20 protein-coding genes and 1 pseudogene are annotated in these 19,502 nt (G+C 43.7%); 15 read left to right on the top strand and 6 right to left on the bottom strand.

Annotated elements, in window-relative coordinates; genetic code table 11:
• Positions 1-23: 23 nt before the first annotated feature.
• The gene (gene trmB / locus RHM67_RS03455) at positions 24-671 is read left to right on the top strand and encodes a tRNA (guanosine(46)-N7)-methyltransferase TrmB (RefSeq protein WP_322230643.1); all 648 of its coding nucleotides are present in this window, start codon (positions 24-26) and stop codon (positions 669-671) included.
• A gap of 8 nt (positions 672-679) precedes the next feature.
• Positions 680-1,012 carry an MGMT family protein gene (locus RHM67_RS03450; protein WP_322230642.1) on the top strand — a complete coding sequence of 111 codons (333 nt, stop codon included), beginning with the start codon at positions 680-682 and terminating at the stop codon, positions 1,010-1,012.
• Here RHM67_RS03450 and RHM67_RS03445 read toward each other — a convergent pair.
• Positions 993-1,364: a hypothetical protein gene (locus RHM67_RS03445; protein WP_322230641.1), complete on the bottom strand. Its 372-nt coding sequence runs from the start codon at positions 1,362-1,364 to the stop codon at positions 993-995. The two genes, RHM67_RS03450 and RHM67_RS03445, sit on opposite strands and share 20 nt — an antisense overlap.
• 51 nt (positions 1,365-1,415) lie before the next feature.
• On the bottom strand, positions 1,416-1,784 hold the full coding sequence (locus RHM67_RS03440) for a VOC family protein (protein WP_322230640.1): 369 nt from the start codon (positions 1,782-1,784) through the stop codon (positions 1,416-1,418).
• Between the two features lie 203 nt (positions 1,785-1,987).
• On the opposite strand from RHM67_RS03440, the gene RHM67_RS03435 reads away from it, so the two are divergent.
• The 4 genes from RHM67_RS03435 (at position 1,988) to RHM67_RS03420 (ending at position 8,931) form a co-directional block, all read left to right on the top strand.
• Positions 1,988-2,581, top strand: a complete 594-nt coding sequence (locus RHM67_RS03435) for a DNA-3-methyladenine glycosylase I (protein WP_322230639.1) — start codon at positions 1,988-1,990, stop codon at positions 2,579-2,581.
• A 131-nt stretch (positions 2,582-2,712) separates the two neighbouring features.
• Complete coding sequence (gene polA, locus RHM67_RS03430; protein WP_322230638.1) at positions 2,713-5,523, top strand: DNA polymerase I; 2,811 nt, start codon at positions 2,713-2,715, stop codon at positions 5,521-5,523.
• 724 nt (positions 5,524-6,247) lie between these two features.
• Positions 6,248-7,672: a glycogen synthase gene (locus tag RHM67_RS03425; protein WP_322230637.1), complete on the top strand. Its 1,425-nt coding sequence runs from the start codon at positions 6,248-6,250 to the stop codon at positions 7,670-7,672.
• Entirely contained in the window at positions 7,669-8,931 is a 1,263-nt protein-coding gene (locus RHM67_RS03420) for a glucose-1-phosphate adenylyltransferase (protein WP_322230636.1), read from the top strand. The genes RHM67_RS03425 and RHM67_RS03420 overlap by 4 nt, the downstream gene beginning before the upstream one ends.
• Before the next feature lie 316 nt (positions 8,932-9,247).
• On the opposite strand, the gene RHM67_RS03415 is transcribed toward RHM67_RS03420, so the two are convergent.
• The 3 genes and pseudogenes from RHM67_RS03415 to RHM67_RS03405 all read right to left on the bottom strand — a co-directional run bounded on the left by RHM67_RS03415 (position 9,248) and on the right by RHM67_RS03405 (position 11,558).
• The gene (locus RHM67_RS03415) at positions 9,248-9,925 is read right to left on the bottom strand and encodes a metal-dependent hydrolase (protein ID WP_322230635.1); all 678 of its coding nucleotides are present in this window, start codon (positions 9,923-9,925) and stop codon (positions 9,248-9,250) included.
• A 27-nt stretch (positions 9,926-9,952) separates the two neighbouring features.
• Positions 9,953-10,270: pseudogene (locus RHM67_RS03410) on the bottom strand (YbaB/EbfC family nucleoid-associated protein); the annotation flags it as partial.
• A 76-nt stretch (positions 10,271-10,346) separates the two neighbouring features.
• The gene (locus RHM67_RS03405) at positions 10,347-11,558 is read right to left on the bottom strand and encodes a serine hydrolase domain-containing protein (RefSeq protein WP_322230634.1); all 1,212 of its coding nucleotides are present in this window, start codon (positions 11,556-11,558) and stop codon (positions 10,347-10,349) included.
• 109 nt (positions 11,559-11,667) lie between these two features.
• Between RHM67_RS03405 and RHM67_RS03400 the strand changes: the two genes are divergently transcribed.
• From RHM67_RS03400 to RHM67_RS03375, 6 genes are all read left to right on the top strand, one after another.
• Positions 11,668-12,657 carry a tetratricopeptide repeat protein gene (locus tag RHM67_RS03400; protein WP_322230633.1) on the top strand — a complete coding sequence of 330 codons (990 nt, stop codon included), beginning with the start codon at positions 11,668-11,670 and terminating at the stop codon, positions 12,655-12,657.
• Between the two features lie 83 nt (positions 12,658-12,740).
• A complete protein-coding gene (gene fumC, locus RHM67_RS03395; RefSeq protein ID WP_322230632.1) occupies positions 12,741-14,138 on the top strand; it encodes a class II fumarate hydratase in 1,398 nt (465 codons plus the stop codon).
• Positions 14,139-14,198: 60 nt separating this feature from the next.
• On the top strand, positions 14,199-14,714 hold the full coding sequence (locus tag RHM67_RS03390; RefSeq protein WP_322230631.1) for a fumarate hydratase: 516 nt from the start codon (positions 14,199-14,201) through the stop codon (positions 14,712-14,714).
• Between the two features lie 5 nt (positions 14,715-14,719).
• The gene (locus RHM67_RS03385) at positions 14,720-15,517 is read left to right on the top strand and encodes a S1/P1 nuclease (RefSeq protein ID WP_322230630.1); all 798 of its coding nucleotides are present in this window, start codon (positions 14,720-14,722) and stop codon (positions 15,515-15,517) included.
• Positions 15,518-15,599: 82 nt separating this feature from the next.
• Entirely contained in the window at positions 15,600-16,034 is a 435-nt protein-coding gene (locus RHM67_RS03380) for a low molecular weight protein-tyrosine-phosphatase (protein WP_322230629.1), read from the top strand.
• A gap of 25 nt (positions 16,035-16,059) precedes the next feature.
• Positions 16,060-16,548 carry a DUF3347 domain-containing protein gene (locus tag RHM67_RS03375; protein ID WP_322230628.1) on the top strand — a complete coding sequence of 163 codons (489 nt, stop codon included), beginning with the start codon at positions 16,060-16,062 and terminating at the stop codon, positions 16,546-16,548.
• A gap of 138 nt (positions 16,549-16,686) precedes the next feature.
• Here RHM67_RS03375 and RHM67_RS03370 read toward each other — a convergent pair whose 3' ends face one another.
• Complete coding sequence (locus RHM67_RS03370) at positions 16,687-17,604, bottom strand: DUF6607 family protein (RefSeq protein WP_322230627.1); 918 nt, start codon at positions 17,602-17,604, stop codon at positions 16,687-16,689.
• 126 nt (positions 17,605-17,730) lie between these two features.
• On the opposite strand from RHM67_RS03370, the gene RHM67_RS03365 reads away from it, so the two are divergent.
• The 3 genes from RHM67_RS03365 to RHM67_RS03355 are packed head-to-tail and all read left to right on the top strand — an operon-like array spanning position 17,731 to position 19,500.
• Complete coding sequence (locus RHM67_RS03365; protein ID WP_322230625.1) at positions 17,731-18,120, top strand: HYC_CC_PP family protein; 390 nt, start codon at positions 17,731-17,733, stop codon at positions 18,118-18,120.
• 56 nt (positions 18,121-18,176) lie between these two features.
• Positions 18,177-18,677 carry a heavy metal-associated domain-containing protein gene (locus RHM67_RS03360; protein WP_322230624.1) on the top strand — a complete coding sequence of 167 codons (501 nt, stop codon included), beginning with the start codon at positions 18,177-18,179 and terminating at the stop codon, positions 18,675-18,677.
• 22 nt (positions 18,678-18,699) lie between these two features.
• The gene (locus tag RHM67_RS03355; RefSeq protein WP_322230623.1) at positions 18,700-19,500 is read left to right on the top strand and encodes a hypothetical protein; all 801 of its coding nucleotides are present in this window, start codon (positions 18,700-18,702) and stop codon (positions 19,498-19,500) included.
• The last annotated feature ends 2 nt before the right edge of the window (positions 19,501-19,502 follow it).

Here is a 19,502-nt window from a genome sequence, read left to right as displayed (position 1 = left end):
TTTTCGCATTTTTATTACAACACGTGGGAAAAGACAAGATAAGGCGCTTCGCCGAGATAGAAACTTTTAGTAATGTTTTACAGCTGGATGCCGGCAAGCCTAACAAAGGCAGCTGGGCTACAGGCTTTTTTAAGAATAATAACCCGGTAGTATTAGAACTTGCCTGCGGCAAAGGCGAATACACGGTTAACCTTGCTACCATGTTCCCCGATAAGAATTTTATTGGGATAGATTACAAAGGCAACCGCATCTGGCGCGGTGCTAAAACGGCGACAGAGGATGGCGTAAATAACGTTGCGTTCTTGCGTATACAAATAGAGAACCTGGTTGATTACTTTGCCCCCGGCGAAGTGGATGAGATCTGGATCACCTTCCCTGACCCGCAGCCGCAATTAAGCCGCGAAAAGAAACGTTTAACTTCTCCCCGCTTTTTAGACATGTACCGCGTAGTGCTTAAGCCGGATGGTTTCATGAACCTGAAAACCGATAACGACCAGCTGCATGCTTACACAGCCGAAAAAATAGCCGAACTGGATCTGAAGTTATTTGCAAAAACCGAAGACCTTTATCACTCGGAATACGCGGACGAGGTGCTATCCATCAAAACCTATTACGAGAAAAAGTACCTCCAGCATAATAAGAATATTAACTACCTTAAGTTTACATTCTAAACACTGCGATGCCCGACTATAATTTCTTCGATAACGTATATGATGTAGTTAGGCAGATCCCTAAGGGCAGGGTAACATCGTACGGAGCCATTGCGGCTTACTTAGGTTCAAAGCAGTCATCAAGAATTGTGGGCTACGCAATGATGGCCAGCGGAACAGCTAACCCGCCTGTACCCGCGCAAAGGGTGGTAAACAAACAGGGGCTGCTAACCGGCAAATTCCATTTTGGAGGCGATACCATGGAGCAGATGCTGCAGAACGAAGGTGTTGAAGTAATTGATAACCAGGTACAAAATTTTAAAGAAATATTTTGGGATCCTGCTATAGAATTGGCGCTTTAACGCCATCGCTTTTTTTGCTGTAGTCGGTAAAAATTACCACAATAAGCCAAAATATCCCCAGTGTTGCGTAGTAAGGCTGCGAGCGCTCGTCATACCTAAACAGGGTAAAAGCCGCTACGATCATCCCGATGCTAACTAATAGTTCAATAATCTGGTGAACACGTAAACTTACCATTCGAAAAATCCCGTAACTGTAATCTGTAATAACGGTAAGCACCAATTGGCCGGTAGCAAGCAGGTAGGTGTAAGTAGCAACATCTTTAGGCATAGCAAACAAGGTGGGCGAAGCAAACAGAAAGATGATCAAAACGTAATCTATAAGGCCATGCAGTTTAGGCGAAATAAGTTTCATAAGGCGTTTAAGTTTTTATAACATACACAGAAATCAGGCCAATGATTTTTGCTAACTATTAATGAGTTGCAGCAGCTCCATCCGGTTACCAAACGGATCTATAAAGGCAAAGCGCTTGCGGCCGGGAATCACCGGTTCTTCTATAATCTCAACCCCATTATCTTGCAAGTGCTTACGGGCGGCATCAACATCCAAAACTTCCATCGCCGTATGGCGGATTGTGCGCGGCAAGGCGGGTTCTACACCAATATGTACCTGCATATCGCCAATATTTAGCCAGTACCCTGCCGAGGAAAAAAGATGATCGGGCCGATCAATTAATTCCAACCCAAGCACTTTTGTATAAAAGTCTTTTGCCTCCTCCAGCCTTTCGGGTGGCACGCAAATGTGGAAATGATCTGCCCGTTTAAAGTTTATCATTTATCAGTGCTGGGCAAAAGTTAAAACGTAGTTATTGTTATCCAATATCGAGAACTCGGTAGCACCATAAAAGGTTTCCATAGGTTTTAATTTAAGCGGTAAATTTATGGATTATCGGCCACATCATGGAAGATGATAATTATTCTAAAGTGAATGCTTCTTACCTCTTAATAACGCTTATTATTAATCGCTACATTTGATCTATGTCAACTGCAAACTCAAAACTGCCAACTGATAACTTAAACCGTTGCACCTGGTGCGGAGCCGACCCGCTTTACATGGAATACCACGATAAAGAATGGGGCAAAACCATACATGACGACGAAACATTCTTCGAGTTCCTTACCCTCGAAGCTGCGCAGGCAGGCTTAAGTTGGATCACCATTTTGCGCAGGCGCGATGGTTACAGCAAAGCATTTGCAAATTTTGATGTAAAGATGGTCGCGGCCTTTGATGAGGCCGATAAAGAGCGACTGTTGAACGATGCAGGCATCATCCGCAACCGGTTAAAAATAAGCTCGGCCATCAGGAATGCGCAGCTGTTTATAGATGTACAAAACGAGTTTGGTTCGTTTGATAAATACCTGTACAGCTTTATGCCCAATGGCAAACCTATTATAGAATACACAGGCGCGCATGCAAGCACGCCAGAGTCTGATGCCATAAGCAAGGACATGAAAAAGCGTGGATTTAAGTTCTTCGGCACTACCATTTGCTACGCCTTTATGCAGGCTACCGGCATGGTTAATGACCATGTGCCTGATTGCGATTTAAGACAGAATAATATCGGATACTAAATTTCGAATTTCCAACACCGAAGTATTTCATCATTCAATATTCGGCATTCTGTGTTCGATATTAACCTCTTGAAATTGTATTTTTGAGAAATCGGTATAATCCCAAAATTATCGGTGCAATCAACAAAAAAATGAAGAAGCTTTTTCTATTGGATGGTATGGCCCTGATATACCGGGCGCATTTTGCTTTAAGTAAAAACCCGCGTTTTACTTCGGGTGGACTAAATACTTCAGCGGTGATGGGTTTTACCAATACCCTGCTGGAGGTTCTGCGTAAAGAGAAACCAACCCACATGGCGGTGGTATTTGATACCGATGCCCCTACCGAACGCCATACCGAATACGAAAAGTACAAGGCCCACCGCGAAGCCATGCCCGAAGACCTGAGTAAAGCGCTTCCGTATATATTTAAAGTAGTACTTGGTTTTAATATCCCGCTGATAACCAGCGATGGTTACGAGGCCGATGACATTATAGGCACCCTTGCCAAAAAGGCCGAAAAGAAAGGCTACCAGGTTTATTGTATGACGCCCGATAAGGATTTTGCGCAGCTGGTATCCGAAAATATTCGCGTTTACAAGCCGGCCCGCATGGGTAACGATATGGAGATATGGGGTGTTAAGGAAGTGCTGGAGAAATGGGAGATAGAACGCCCCGAACAGGTGATTGATATCCTTGGTCTTTGGGGCGATGCGGTGGATGGCATCCCCGGCATCCCGGGTGTAGGTGAGAAAACCGCCAAGCTCCTCATCAAACAATATGGCTCGGTTGAAGAAATTATAGCCCATAGCCACGAGCTAAAAGGCAAACTGCGCGAGAATGTAGAAAACTTTGCAGAGCAAGGTTTGATGTCGAAACGATTGGCTACCATTAATCTTAACTCGCCGGTGGAACTGGATGAAGAAGGCCTGGAAAGGTGCGCCCCAAGCAAAGATTTACTGGAGCCACTTTTTGCTGAGTTAGAGTTTCGTACGTTAGGCCGCCGTGTGTTTGGCGATGATTTCAGCATTACCGAAACCCGCGCCGTATCTGTACAAACCGATCTGTTTGGTAACGCCGTGGCCGATGGCCGCACCACGCTTACCGTTGAAACGCAGAACATTTACGAAGCCCCAACGCCTGTTGAGATCAAGAACATCAACACGGTTGAACACGAATATATTCTGGCCGATACCTTTGAAAAACGCGCCGAACTCATCAATATATTAAAACAACAAAAACGTTTTTGCTTTGACACCGAAACCACCGGTACCGATGCCAACAATTGCGAACTGGTGGGTTTATCGTTCGCCGTTAAACATAACCAGGCATGGTATGTACCTGCCCCCCATAATGAAGCCGAAGCGACCAAACTGGTTGCAGAATTTAAACCTGTATTTGAAGATGCCAGTATTGGTAAAACGGGGCAGAACCTAAAATTCGACATATTGATGCTGAAATGGTACGATGTGGAGATGAAAGGCGACTTGTTTGATACCATGATGGCGCATTATGTAATTGACCCGGATACCCGCCACGGTATGGATATCCTGTCAGAAAATTACCTGCAATACAAACCCGTTTCTATTACCGAGCTGATTGGCCCTAAAGGCAAAAACCAGGGCAACATGCGCGATGTCGAAATAGAAAAGATAAAAGATTACGCCGCCGAAGATGCCGACGTAACCTTACAGCTCCGCACCGTTTTTGAACCACAGATAAAAGAGGTGGGCGCGGAAAACTTACTGCACCAGATAGAGAACCCGCTGATATATGTATTGGCCGATATTGAGCACGAAGGTGTAAAGATCGATCATGAAACGTTAAAAGAATTTTCCAAAATACTGGAAACCGATATTGCCGTGCTGGAAAAAACGGTATTTGAAAAAGCAGGCGTACGTTTCAACATCGCGTCGCCAAAACAATTGGGTGAGGTGCTGTTCGAGAAGTTACTACTTGATCCTAAAGCCAAAAAAACCAAAACCGGCCAATACCAAACCGGTGAAGACGTACTGTTAGGCCTTGCTGCCAAGAGTGATATTGTAAGGGATATATTAGATTTCCGCCAGTTGCAAAAGCTTAAATCAACGTATGTAGATGCCCTGCCAACGATGGTTAACCCCAAAACAGGCCGCGTGCATACCAGTTATAACCAGGCGGTGGCAGCAACGGGTAGGTTAAGTTCTAACAACCCCAACCTGCAAAATATCCCAATCCGTACGGAAAGGGGCCGCGAGGTTAGGAAAGCGTTTATCCCGCGTGATGCCAACCACAGCATTGTATCTGCCGATTATTCACAGATAGAGCTACGCATCATTGCCGAGATCAGCAAAGACCCCAATATGCGCCAGGCTTTTATTGATAATATTGATATCCACACCGCTACAGCTGCTAAAGTTTATGGCATTGGTATTGATGAGGTGGATAGCACCCAGCGCCGTAATGCCAAGGCGGTAAACTTTGGGATCATCTACGGGCAGTCGGCATTTGGTTTATCGCAGAATTTGGGCATCCCGCGTAAAGAGGCTGCCGGGATCATCGAAAACTATTTTGCCCAATACCCCGGCATTAAACAATACATGGCCGATACCATGAATTTTGCCCGCGAGAATGGCTATGTAACCACCCTGATGGGCCGCCGTCGTTACCTGCGCGACATTAACAGCGCCAACCAAACTGTACGCGGTTTTGCAGAACGAAATGCCATTAACGCGCCAATACAAGGCTCGGCTGCGGATATGATCAAGATTGCCATGATCAACATCCACCGCGAATTTAAAGCCCTTAAACTGGACGCCCGTATGACCATGCAGGTGCATGATGAGTTGGTGTTTGATGTGCCCAATCACGAGATAGAGATCGTTAAACCCATTATCCTGGAGAACATGAAAAACGCCATTAAAACCGAAGTGCCTATTATGGTGGAGATTGGTACCGGGTTGAATTGGTTAGAAGCGCATTAAGCGCTTTTAAACCTGTCTTTGCAAGCGATAGCGTGGAAACCTCGATAGCTTTTAAACACAGTTCATTTCGAACGAGGTATGAGGAGAAATCTTGTTAGATGAGATAAGCCGTCAATTAGTGGTTCAGAAAGGTTTTTGCATGGCCCACCGCTCCCAATAATTATCCCACGCAATTCTGAAAATTCGGGTTCAGACAATTAACTATATAAATTTATATATACTAAGTGGTGGCGCTATTTTGTCAGTAGTTAAAAATTCAAGTAATTGATTATGAGGATTTTTGAAAATTTTAGATATGTTCACAAACGTGAACGTGAACATTTCTGGTGGGTTGACCGACGTTTTTTCAAAAGAAATCATGGCAATCCTTAAATCCTAAAAATTATGGTTCGGAAAAATGCGTTAGGTATAGCAGCGTAAAACCCGGAATGCAGGGCTTCTTCTATCAGCAGCCCGAAATGAGGAATTGTAGCGGATAGCCCCGGCCGCAGGCTAACGGGAACGCCATAATGTTTCTAATATTTCCCTTCACTCCACCCGCTCTTGCCCCCCAAACCTTTAACAATTTCACAATAAACGCTCCTCACCAATTTCCATTAATACGTTAATTGTAATTAACCGCTGTTTCTGATTAAATAATATCACTTTTTTAAACACATTTTTCAAATTATGTGTTTGTTCATTTGGGTAAATGTTTAGTACCTTAACCATCATATAATCCCGAATGAGAATTTTTCACTTAAGTGCCGAATGCTACCCCATTGCTAAAGTTGGGGGCCTTGCCGATGTGGTTGGCGCGCTGCCAAAATACCAAAACCTGGCAGGGTTGCAAGCCGCCGTTGTGATGCCTTTTTATAATCGCAAATTTGTTCACGAAAACTTGTTTGATGTTGTTTTCCAGGGCACTACGCTGCTGGGCACCCGCAGGATCTATTTTGAGATTTTAAAAGAACAAACTGATAAACTTGGTTTTGAGTTATACTTGGTAAAGATCCCCGGCTTGCTCGACCGTGAAAATATTTACAGTTACCCGGATGAGAAGGAACAATTCCTGGCCTTCCAAATCTGCTTTCTGGACTGGATAAACTGGAGCGGCCAAACGCCGGACCTCATACATTGCCACGACCACCACTCGGGCCTGGTGCCCTTCCTGATGTATAATTCTTATTTGTATCGCAGGCTGTCGAATATCCCAACCGTATTCACTATCCATAACGGACAATATCACGGCGCTTTTGGCTGGGATAATTTGCATTACTTGCCCGAGATCGATTTTTATAAAACCGGCCTGCTGGACTGGAACGGCGGTATTAACCCACTGGCATCCGCAGTAAAATGCTGCTGGAGGTTCACAACCGTATCGCCAAGTTATTTGCAGGAATTAAGCATCAGCTCTAACGGGTTAGAATACCTTTTCTATGTAGAGCGCGACAAAGGTGTAGGCATCATCAACGGTATTGATACCGAAGTATGGAGTGCCGAAACCGACCCGATGCTGCCGGAGCGCTTTAACGCGACAACGGTTGCAAAGGGTAAACAAAAAAATAAAGAGATCTTATGCGAGCGTTTCGGCTTGTCTTTTGATAAGCCTTTAATAGCGTTTATAGGCCGTTTAGTGGTCGAAAAAGGGTCAGACCAGCTGCCTGCAGCCATCGAAAAAAGCATCAAAGAACATGGCGATAAAGTAAACTTCCTGATACTGGGTGCGGGTGACAGCGCTACCGAAATGTCGCTGAATTTATTGAAACAGCTGTACCCTCAAAACTGCAATGTATTTATTGGGTATGACGAGTCGCTGGCGCATTTAATATACGCCGGGGCCGATTTCCTGCTGATGCCATCGCGCGTAGAGCCGTGTGGCTTAAATCAAATGTACTCCATGCGTTACGGCACTATGCCCATAGTGCGCAACACCGGCGGTTTAAAAGATACCGTGATTGATTTTGGCGACGAAAACGGTTACGGCATACGCTTTGACAATGTAACGGTAGATGATATATGCGTATCCATCACCCGCGCGGTTGTATTGTATAAAGACACCCGCAAAATGCAAACCTTACGCAAACGCATGATGAACCTCGATTTTTCGTGGTACCGCTCGGCAAAAGAATATATAAACCTGTATGAAAGTTTAATTCCTAAGATATGACATCGAAAGTAATCAGTATTGTGCTTGGAGGCGGCCAGGGCAGCCGTTTGGCGCCACTTACACAAACCCGTTCAAAACCGGCAGTGCCAATTGCTGGTAAATATCGTTTGGTGGATATTCCCATTTCAAACTGTCTGCACTCCGGCATCAACCGCATATTTGTTTTAACGCAATTTAACTCGGCTTCGCTTAATAAGCACATTAAAAATACTTACCATTTTAGCACGTTCAGCAAGGCATTTGTTGATATTTTGGCCGCCGAGCAAACGCCTACAAGCGGTGGTTGGTTCCAAGGCACGGCAGATGCGGTTAGGCAGAGCCTGCACCACCTGGCTACGCACGATTTTGAGTATGTACTGATCCTATCCGGTGACCAATTGTACCAGATGGATTTTGAGGAAATGATACAACAGCACATCGATAAAAAAGCCGATATATCAATCGCTACCATCCCGGTAAATGTAAGTGATGTACCCGGCTTTGGCATCCTGAAGACAGATTCAGACAGCCTGATCACTTCATTTGTGGAGAAACCAAAGAGTGGTTTCGAGAACCTGGTTTCTGATGTAAGCGATGAGATGAAAGCGCAGGGCCGGATCTACCTGGCATCTATGGGTATTTACATATTTAACAAAAGCCTGTTATATAAATTGCTGGAAGGTAACGAGTATACCGATTTTGGTAAAGAAATCATCCCGCAATCTATCCAAGGCCACAAAGTGGTAAGTTATCAATACGAGGGTTACTGGACAGATATCGGTACTATCCCATCATTTTTTGATGCTAACCTTGGCCTTACCGATGATATCCCGCAGTTTAACCTGTTCGATAAAAACCATATTTATACCCGCGCACGCATGTTGCCGCCAACTAAAATTTCGGGTACATTGATAGATCGCTCTATTATTGCCGATGGATGCATCATCAATGCCTCGCACATTATCCACGCTATTATTGGCATCCGTACCCGTATTGGTGTAGCAAGCGAAATAGAAAGCTGTTATGTAATGGGTAGCGATAATTATCAAACGCTGGAAGAGATCGCGATAGCTAAAGAAAACAACCAACCTATTATGGGTATTGGTGACAGGTGCTGCATCAAAAATGCCATCATCGACAAAAATACTTATATAGGTGATGATGTAAAAATCAACTGCGGCGAACCTTTGCCCGATGGCGATTTCCCGACATATACGGTTACCGATGGCATTGTGATTATTAAAAAAAGGGCCATAATACCAAGTGGCACAGTTATTTAATTTAAAAGATAGCGCAACGGTTTTGAGTTAATACAGTTTAATTAAAAAGCTAAAAAACTAAATTAACTTATTATGAAAAAGACTATCTGTATGATCGCGGTTGCCGCCATCTCTTTCGGTAGTGTAAATGCATTTGCGGCAACGCCAGCGCAATACAGCAAGACACTAACAAGAAAAAAATGATGAAGGACACCATGATGAATAAAGACACCGCAATGAAGATGTAATTCTTTCAGTTCTTTAATCACTTTATTCTTGTAACAAAAATGCCCCGCGATAACCGCAGGGCATTTTTGTTATATAACCTAAGAAATGATTACAGATCTAGGCTATCGCCAACATTAGGCAGCTTTAGATTAAGGCCGGCTTTAATAAATTTCTCGGTAACTTCATCTTTATCTATTTTAATAACCGGGAACGAATCGTAATGCACACCGATGATGTTCTTACAGTTGATGAATGCTGCTGCTTTAATAGCATCATCGGCACCCATGGTGTAGTTATCGCCAATTGGTAATAAGGCCCAATCCAGGTTCTCATCAGCCAGTAACTTCATATCGTAAGTAAGCGCTGTATCGCCTGCAAAGTAAATTACTTTACCTTCCGAATAGATTAGGAAACCTGCCGGGTTACCACCTGCAGAACCATCAGGCATAGTACTTGAATGCACAGCGTTTACCATTTTAACGCGGCCAAAATCAAAATCAAAGCCCCCGCCTATGTTCATGCCGTGTACATTATCTACACCTTGTTTGGCTAACCAACCCGCAATTTCGGCAATGCAAATAACTTTTGCGCTGCTGCTTTTTGCAATGGTTACTAAGTCGGCAACGTGGTCTCCGTGCCCGTGCGATACCAGGATATAATCTGGCTTCAGGCCATTAACATCAATGTGTTTAGCCAGTTCGTTTGGTGTGATGAACGGATCGAAAAGCAATGTTTTGCCATTGGCAACCAACTCAATGGTCGATTGGCCATAATATGTAAATTTCATAGTATTGTGTCTTAAATGTAATACAGCTTATTTGCCAAATAAGTTACCTAAGCCGCCCATCCCACCAAGCATAGCCTGGGTCATGGCGGCCATTTCGGTTTGGCTAAGGTTTTCGGCTTGTTCAATTGCCTTGTTTATAGCAACCACCAAAAGCTCTTCAAGCTCTTCCTTATCGGCGTCTTTGTAAAAGTCGGCATCTATGTTAATAGATTGTATAACTTTATTACCATTTGACTGTACGGTGATCTTTCCACCCTCGGCAGTACCTGTTACAGTAATGGCATCCAAACGTTGTTTTACTTCGCCAGCCTTTTGCTTGGCTTCCATTAATTTATCGAACATCCTTTTTAAGTTATTGGTTGATTAAGTGGTTAGAAAGGCAACTATTCACCAATCAACTAAATCAACCACTCACCAACAATTAATCCTCCGCGGTATCGCCTGCCCCATTGTAGGCTCCTTTGCGCACTACCGGCATGCCTGTCATTTTAAACAAGTCATCCAGGTGAAGCAAGCTACCGTTTACTACATTACCTAACAAAACAATGGTGACATCGTTTTTCATATCTCGTAAAAATATATGGCGGAAACCGTGCCACCAGCCGGTATGGTAAACCACCTTCTGGCCCGGGCTGGTAAACAAACGCCAGCCATAACCATAATTAAAGTGCCCGCGTACCATCGGGTTACGATCTGTATAGGCAGAATCTTGTGTGGCTTGCTTTATTAAACGGCCGGTCTTAAGTGCCTGGTCAAAAACATACAGGTCGGCTACGGTGCTGTAAATACCTTTATCGCCCACCGGGCCGTCTAAAAAGTTTTGCGCTACCGAATATCTCCAGCTGTTGCGATCGTGCCCAACAACATCAACCGGGATCTTATCATAAACCGCTTTAGAGTAAACGGCGGTATGCGTCATCCCCGCAGGTTTAAAAATATTTTCTTTCATGTAATCGGCGTAGCTCATGCCGGTTACTTTTTCTATGATAGCGCCCAGCACCATAAAGTTGCTGTTGTTGTATAAAAAGCTTGCGTTTGGTTTGTTAAAACGCGCGGGCTTGTACTGTGCTATTAGCGCCATGGTTTCTTTATTGGTAACACCCTTTTTCTGGTTTAAATGCTGGCTGCGGTAAATATTATCCAAAAAATATACATAATTCATCATACCGCTGCGGTGAGTAAGCAACAGGCGAATGGTGACCCCATCGTACGGAAAATCCGGAAAGAAATCTTTTACATCTTGATCGAGTTTGATCTTCCCTTTTTCCCAAAGCTGCATAATTGCAGTACCTGTCATGGTTTTGGTTACCGATGCCAGTTCGAACTGCGAGCCTAATTTCAGGCTATCACGGGTTAAGTGGTTAGCCCAGCCAAATGCTCCTTCGTAAACTATTTTACCTTTTTTTGCTACAAGTATATTGCCATTAAAGCCGCTTACCTTGTGCAGGTGCTCCATAAACTCTTCTATCTTTTTGTCGCCTTTTGCGGGGTCGTATTTAAGAAGCTCTGTTGTATTAAAAGGTTTACCATTATCGGCGATGCCTGGTTTATTGCCGCCCTTTCCGCGGGAACAAGAGGCCAAAGAAAGTAAAGAAAAAGCAAGGGAAATGACAGTTGTGCACACTTGTCTCATAGGTAAAAAATCAATCACAAAACGAAAGGCGAAAATTAAAAATTATCTAAGTGGTAAAAGATTAAATTTTGATTAATGTTTCAACAATGTTAAATTGGTAACTTTAAAAATGAGATTTTTGGTCAGCATACTATTCTTCCTAATAGCAGCAACAAGCATTTCCTGCGCCCAGGATGCAGCCGGCCTTACCAAAGAGGGCCAGCAGTTGTACCGCCAAAAGCAATATGCTGCCGCGATAGAAAAGTATAAAGCCGCCTTAACTGCCGAACCTGATAACGCCCGTACAAATTACGAAATGGCCTTAACTCTTTTTAGCAGCGGCAAAGGGCCGGATGGTGTGCCATTTCTTGAGAAATCAATAAGAATCAATGCCAGCGTTACGCTTACTGCCGCATCATACAGTTTAATGGGCAGTATTTACGGCAACTCCAAACAACTGCCTAAAGCTATTGAGGCTTACAGAAACGGCATCAAAACGGATAGCACCAACCAGCGCATTTATTATAACCTTGGCATTGTACAATACCGCGGCAAACTTTACCCCGATGCGGAACAAAGTTTTATAAGCGCCATAAAGCGTGACTCGTTGGATGCAGGGAGTATCAGGATGTACGCGCTGGTAACCTTCCACGAAAATAAACGTGCCGATGCCGTGCTTGGCTTTTGTAGGTTTTTACAATTAGAACCAAACTCCACCCGCAGTAAGGAAGCTTTCGGGAACCTACAAAACATCTTGCTGCGCGGCACGCTGGAAGCAGAAGTTGGGTACCAACCAAACGCCGCCACCAAAGCCGAAGCTTTCGCCCAAAACAAAATCATCACCAAAGTATTGGCCGGTTTTATGACGCGTAAATACACGTCACCAACAGCATTGCTTACCGCGCAATTAAAAAATTTATTTGCCGCTTTTGAAGCCACAACAGGCAAGCCGTACAAATACGCTCCGTATTTTTTCAAGCTATCGCAAACAGATAATTTCGAAACTTTTGTGAAAGTTATTAGCCAAAGCAGCTTCCCTGAAAATGCGGCCTGGGTGAAAAACAATGCGGATAATATTATAGTATTGAATAGTTGGATGAAAGCAAATGAGGCAGGCTAAAATAACAAAAAGATTACCTGTATTCGTTTAGCTTAAACCCACATAAAACCCTAAATTTGCCCCTGCAAAAACATACTATCCATATGAGTTTCAGAACCGAACATGACACCATGGGCGCGGTAGAGGTACCGGCCGACAAATACTGGGGCGCGCAAACCGAGCGCTCGCGCAACAATTTCAAAATAGGCCCAGAGGCATCTATGCCAAAGGAAATTATAGATGCCTTTGCTTACCTTAAAAAAGCAGCGGCCTACACCAATACCGACCTTGGCGTTTTACCTGCCGATAAACGCGACCTGATAGCACAGGTTTGTGACGAGATCCTTACCGGTTCGCTTGCAAGCGAGTTTCCATTGGTGATCTGGCAAACAGGTTCGGGCACACAATCAAACATGAACGTTAATGAGGTGGTTGCAAACCGCGCGCACGTTATACAGGGTAATACTTTGGGCGAGGGCAAAACCTTCATCCACCCGAATGATGACGTAAACAAATCGCAATCATCAAACGATACTTACCCAACCGCTATGCACATTGCGGCATACAAAATTTTGATTGATGTAACCATCCCGGGTATCGAGAAACTGCGCGATACTTTAAAAGCAAAAAGCGAAGACTTTAAAAGCGTTGTAAAAATTGGCCGTACCCATTTAATGGATGCTACGCCACTTACTTTAGGCCAGGAGTTTTCGGGTTATGTATCGCAGTTAAATCATGGTTTAAAAGCCCTGCGTAACACCTTCGATCACCTTAGCGAGTTGGCCCTTGGCGGTACTGCAGTAGGTACGGGTATCAACACCCCTAAAGGTTATGATGTTAAGGTTGCCGAATACATTGCTAAGTTTACCAACCTGCCGTTCATTACTGCCGAAAATAAATTTGAGGCCCTTGCCGCACACGATGCCATTGTAGAAAGCCATGGCGCTTTAAAGCAAATAGCGGTATCGTTAATGAAGATAGCTAACGACATCAGGATGCTGGCATCTGGTCCGCGTTCTGGTATTGGCGAGATCCACATCCCGGATAATGAGCCAGGTTCATCTATTATGCCGGGCAAGGTTAACCCAACCCAAAACGAGGCGGTTACCATGGTTGCGGCGCAGGTAATGGGTAACGATGTTGCCATTTCCATCGGTGGTTCAAACGGCCATTACGAGCTGAATGTGTTTAAACCTTTAATGGCAGCAAACTTCCTGCAGTCGGCAAGGTTAATTGGCGATGCCTGTGTATCTTTCAATGATCATTGTGCTGTTGGTATCGAACCAAACTACGATGGCATCAAAAAACACCTTGAAAATTCGTTGATGCTGGTTACCGCGCTTAACCCACATATAGGTTATGAGAACGCGGCTAAAATTGCCAAAACTGCGCTAAAAGAAAACAAATCGCTTCGCGAAGCTGCGGTTGGCCTGGGTTACCTAACCAACGAACAATTCGACGAATGGGTACGCCCCGAAGATATGATAGGCTCTTTAAAATAAAAAGAGCCTCACCCCAAACCCCTCTCCGCAAGAGAGGGGCTTTTTATTTGCTCACATCGCATGAAAAAACCTTTCGCTTATTTAGCTTTCGCATTACTGCTAACTGCAAACTGCCTGCTGCAAACCGCTTGTCACTTCAACCCCGATATGCAAACGCCGGGCGAGAGTTATCTGCAGGGCGAGTGGCAGCAGGATAGTGTAACAATGCAGAAGCAATTGGTAAGTTATTCTTTATATAACCTTAAGTTTAACTGCGATTCGTTTTTTGTGGCCATCAAAACCATTAGCAAAGCAAACACCGGCGCCGATAGCTGCACCAAAAATGGCCAATGGACAGAATACGTTAAAGGCGTTTACGAGCAACGTAACGATACCCTACACGTGCGCGGCCTGTTCTGCAATGCAGACTATAGCTACAAAGATCCGTCGGGCTGTTTCCGTTCGGGTGTTTACGAGGAAAGGTTTAAGATAATAAAGAAGACCGATTCGCTTGTTCAGTTCAACCCAACATCAAGCGTAATTGCCATTAACACACGTTTAGTAAAAAGAAACTCCTGTATACCAAAACCATTATAAAGAACATGAAAACCAGCATTTTCAAAAAAATAATTTTAGGCATAGCTATTATTTACCTGCCGGTACAAACCATGGCATGGGGCACAAATGGCCATCGCATTAGCGGCCAAATTGCCGATAGTTACCTAAACGCGAAAGCACGCGCCGCCATTAAGGCGATCCTTGGTACCGAGTCGTTAGCCATAACCAGCAACTGGGCCGATTTTATAAAATCAGACCCGCAATATAATTACCTGTATAACTGGCATTTCATCAATATGGAAAGGGAATACAGTTACCCGGAAATGCAGGAATTTTTAAAGAAGGATACCCTTACTGATGCTTACACTAAAATAAATTTTTTAGTGGGCGAACTGAAAAAGAAAAACCTCGCTAAAAACAACAAACTGCTTGCTTTGCGTATGCTGATCCACATTGTAGAAGATATTCATCAACCTATGCATACCGGCCACCTGAGTGATAAAGGTGGTAATGATGTGAAGTTAAAATGGTTTGATAAGGATACCAATCTGCATTCTATTTGGGATAGCCAGCTGATAGATTTTCAGCAATTAAGCTATACTGAGTATGTGAGCTGGATCAATCACCCAACTGTCGCGCAAATTAAAGATTGGCAAAAATCACCGGTAAGCCAATGGTTGTTAGAGTCGAACCATTTAGCTGCCAAGATCTACGCAGGTGTTAAAGACACCGATAAAGTAAATGTTTACAGATATAACTTCGAATATATCGGCACTCTGAACGACCAACTGGTTAAAGGTGGCGTAAGGTTAGCAGGATTGTTGAACCAGATATTCGGTTAATTGGTGACTGGTTGATTAGGTGAGTAGTTGTATGATTAGAACCACTCACTTAATCAACCCAATCAACCACTCACTCCAAAAAATGAAAATACTAATGGTTTGCCTGGGTAATATTTGCCGTTCGCCGCTGGCGGAGGGTATTATGCAGCACCTGGCAGATAAGGCCGGGCTGGATTGGCAAGTGGACTCCGCAGGTACCGGCGACTGGCATGTTGGCCGCGCTCCCGACAGGCGCTCTATCAAAGCAGCGGCCGACGAGGGCATAGATATCGCCAAACAGGTTTGCCGCTTATTTCGTGTGAAGGATTTTGACGAGTTTGACCTGATAATGGTAATGGACAAAAGCAACCTGAGCAATGTACTTGCCCTTGCCCGTACTGATGAAGACCGCAAGAAAGTTAAGATGCTTTTAGGCGATAAGATAGTCCCCGACCCATACTATGATAATGCCCAGTTTGCCCCGGTTTTTAAACTGATTGAAGCGGGATGTAAGGAAATTATAAAGCAATATGCTTAAGTTTGATCTATAACGTTTATAAATCATGAAAAAGACACTTCTAAGCCTGATCCTCGTGCTATCAATCGTTGTGGCAAAAGCACAAAACACTGCTATTGATAAAGTAACCGCATCTTACATTGGTGTAAAAAACGCATTGGTGGCAAGTAATGCAACCCTTGCCAAAAGCCGTTCTGCTGAGTTGGTTGCAGCATTGTCTACGCCCATTAAAGGGTTAAAGCCTTCCCAGCAAAAGCTACTGGCTATCTATTTAGATAAACTAAAATTCGATAGCCGCCATATTAGCGAGACTACGGTTATAGATCATCAGCGCGAACATTTCGAGAGTTTATCAAAAAACATGTACAGCTTTTTATCCGGCTTAAAGCTTAACGGCACTACCATCTATCAGCAGTATTGCCCAATGAAAAAAGCAGCCTGGTTAAGCGAATCTGAGGACATCCGCAACCCATATTATGGTGATGATATGTTAGAATGCGGTAAGGTAACAGCTACTTTAAAAGCGGTAAAATAACATTAAAAACTCCCCATCTGTCATTCGAACGATAGTGAGAAAACTTGTTAGAAATGAGTAAGTGGGGTTGATTTTACATAATAAGGAAGGCCCTGAAAATTGCAGGGCCTTCCTTATTTCAACGGCAGATGAACGTATTTATGATGCGTTAACGTAATTGTTAATCATCTTGGTGGTCTCGGCTTTGTTTTTATCAGAACTCCATTTTTCTTTTTCAGACTTTTCGGCTAAAGCGAATAGTTGCTCGTAAAGGAGCTTGCCATCTTTTTTGCCGCTCAATTTAATGGTAGCATTTTTAGCGAAAACAGCATCCCATGCCACACGGGCATCGGTCCAGTAACTTTGCTGGCCTGCCCACCATTTTTTGGCGTAAGCAAATTTAGCTTCGTCAACCTTGGTAAACTCCTCAAAACCTTTTTCCTGGGCTATAATTTTGTCTCCATCGGCACCGCGTACTACCTTATTGTTATCCTGCTCGTACATCCAACCATTAGCGGTTAGGTAAATGCGGTTACCGCGGTTAAGTACATTATAGTCGCTGCGTTTGGTGAACTCGCGGCGAGGCAGCGGCGAATCTGTTTTGCTTTGCCATTCGTGGCGGCCATCAACATGCACCCAGGTACCAATGCTTTCGTAACGCGGGCTGTCATCAACCTGGTAAACTTTCTGGATCCAGCGGCCTTTTACATCAGCAGCTTTCAAAATTGCTTTTTTCCAGGTGTTATCTTTTTCGTAAGCCAGTATGGTTGGTTGTTCGTACACCCAGTCTTCGCGCCAGTGTTTGATAACGGTGCTATCGCCAACAACTAATAAATGCTGAATAGATATCTTTTTCGGAGAATCTTCCACTACAATAGCCCATTCATAACCCCATGAATGGTAGCGCGGGTGGAATTTATAAGCGGTATCCGGCGCGAAAGTTTCGGCATAATTGAAGGTAACTTTATAGTAACCTGCTAAGGATTTAATAGCGGCCCTATCCTGCTCAAATTTAGATTGTGCAGATACGCTTATAGCGCAAATGCAAAGTGATAATAAGAATATAAGTTTTTTCATTATTATTATTATTATTTAGATTAAATCTAAACAAAGAAACGGATTATATTTCTATTTACACTAGGCAGACAATAATAATTCCTCTACAAGTTTGAAATGAGGCAGTTAATAGTGTATTTTTGTGTAATGATGAAAAAGGCAGGCGTATTGTTTTTGGTTTTGATGTATGTAATTACATCAACCGGCTTTGCGCTGAACTTACATTACTGCGGCAACCACGTTGCAGCTATCAAAATAAATGCTCCTGCCAAAAGCTGCATTGCGCTGATGGCTAAAAGCAAAATGAAATGCTGTAAGGATACTAAGCTTGATGTAAAAGTTAAGGATAGCCACGAAAGCCAGCCAAACTCATTTATTGCAAAAACATCTCCGGTAGTTGTTCCAAAGTCGTTGTTTGGTGATTTTCTATTACCTGTACACCAAATTTTACTTAACGTATTTTTTGACCGCGGCCCACCCGATGCGCCGAAACAGAGCGTCCCCTCATTTATTAAAAATAGAACTTTGAAAATTTGATATTAGATCTTCTCCGCAAGATTTAATATATCAATTCAAATTCAATTTTTAATAACATGAAAACCCTTAAAGTATATATCATCCTACTTATAGCAACCGTAACCGTTGCAAAAGCACAATTCACAAAGGCCGAACTACAAGTTAGCGGCCTTACCTGCTCACTTTGTGCGCGCACTACCGAAAAATCATTAAAAGCACTGCCATTCGTTAGCGAGATAAAACCCGACCTGATGCGCAACATCTATGTCATCACCTTTAAAAATGATGTCCCGGTAGATTTTGCACAGATCAGCAAAAAGGTAAAAGATTCGGGCTTTTCGGTTAGTTATCTAAAAACCACCTTCAACTTTGATAACGCCAAGGTTGCCGACAACGCTTTCACCTATGGCGCTAATACCTACAAGCTGCTTAATGCTGATAAAGCATTAACCGGCATGGTTACAGTTACCATTGTAGATAAAGGTTTTGCACCGTCTTCAGTTACCAAAAAACACCTTGGTAAAGCACCTGAAGAGCCCGCAACCGCTACCGGCCGCACTTATCACTTAGCAATTTAAGCACCTTCTTAAAACTCATTTTATGAAGGTTATTTTATTGGTATTTTGCCTTGTGGCACTGGCATGCTTTGCGCACGCGCAAGAGTTATATGTAAACACCGAGCCTGCCAGTAACATGGCTGCGCACTCCTTAGGCATAAGGCTGGAGAACCAGGGGTTTAAAGCGGCATCCGTGTTTAAAAACCGAACCACTTTAGAGGCTATGTATGGCGCTACCGGTAAACTGATGCTGCATGGCGCTTTATACACGTCTAACTTTTATCAAAGCAACCAACGGTTTGAGGGCAGCAGCTTTTACGCCAAATACCGGTTTCTTTCTGTAGATGCTGTGCAAACCCATTTCCGAGGGGCAGTATTTGGGAAAGTGGCAATTAGCCGTAACCCATACCAGCAGCAGGAGATCGCGTTGGAGGGTGATAATTCGGGTTTACAAAGCGGTTTGGTATTTACCCAATTATTGCATAAGCTGGCCATATCCGGCTCGGCAAGTTACCTGCGTGGGTTGAATAGCGTTAATGAATTGGGTACAATTAACGGTGCTAAAGAAGCACTGGCCTATACCCTATCAGCAGGTTACCTGGTGCTGCCTAAACGGTATACCAGCTACGATCAGGTAAACCTGAACCTGTATGTAGAACTGCTTGGTAAGAATAACCCCGGCTATAACCAAAACTATTTGGATGTTGCCCCTGCCGTGCAACTGATCTTCAACAGCGTTTGCCGCCTCGATTTTTCTTACCGAACCCCATTGTACAACAACATGCAACGCAATAGCGCCAATATGTACCTGGTACGGTTCGAGTACAACTTTTTTAACTTATAGAT

It is taken from the genome of Mucilaginibacter sp. 5C4 (assembly GCF_034345625.1).
Classification (GTDB): domain Bacteria; phylum Bacteroidota; class Bacteroidia; order Sphingobacteriales; family Sphingobacteriaceae; genus Mucilaginibacter; species Mucilaginibacter aurantiaciroseus.
Note: the sequence above shows the minus strand (reverse complement) of the source record. Positions and strands in the feature narration are given on the sequence as shown.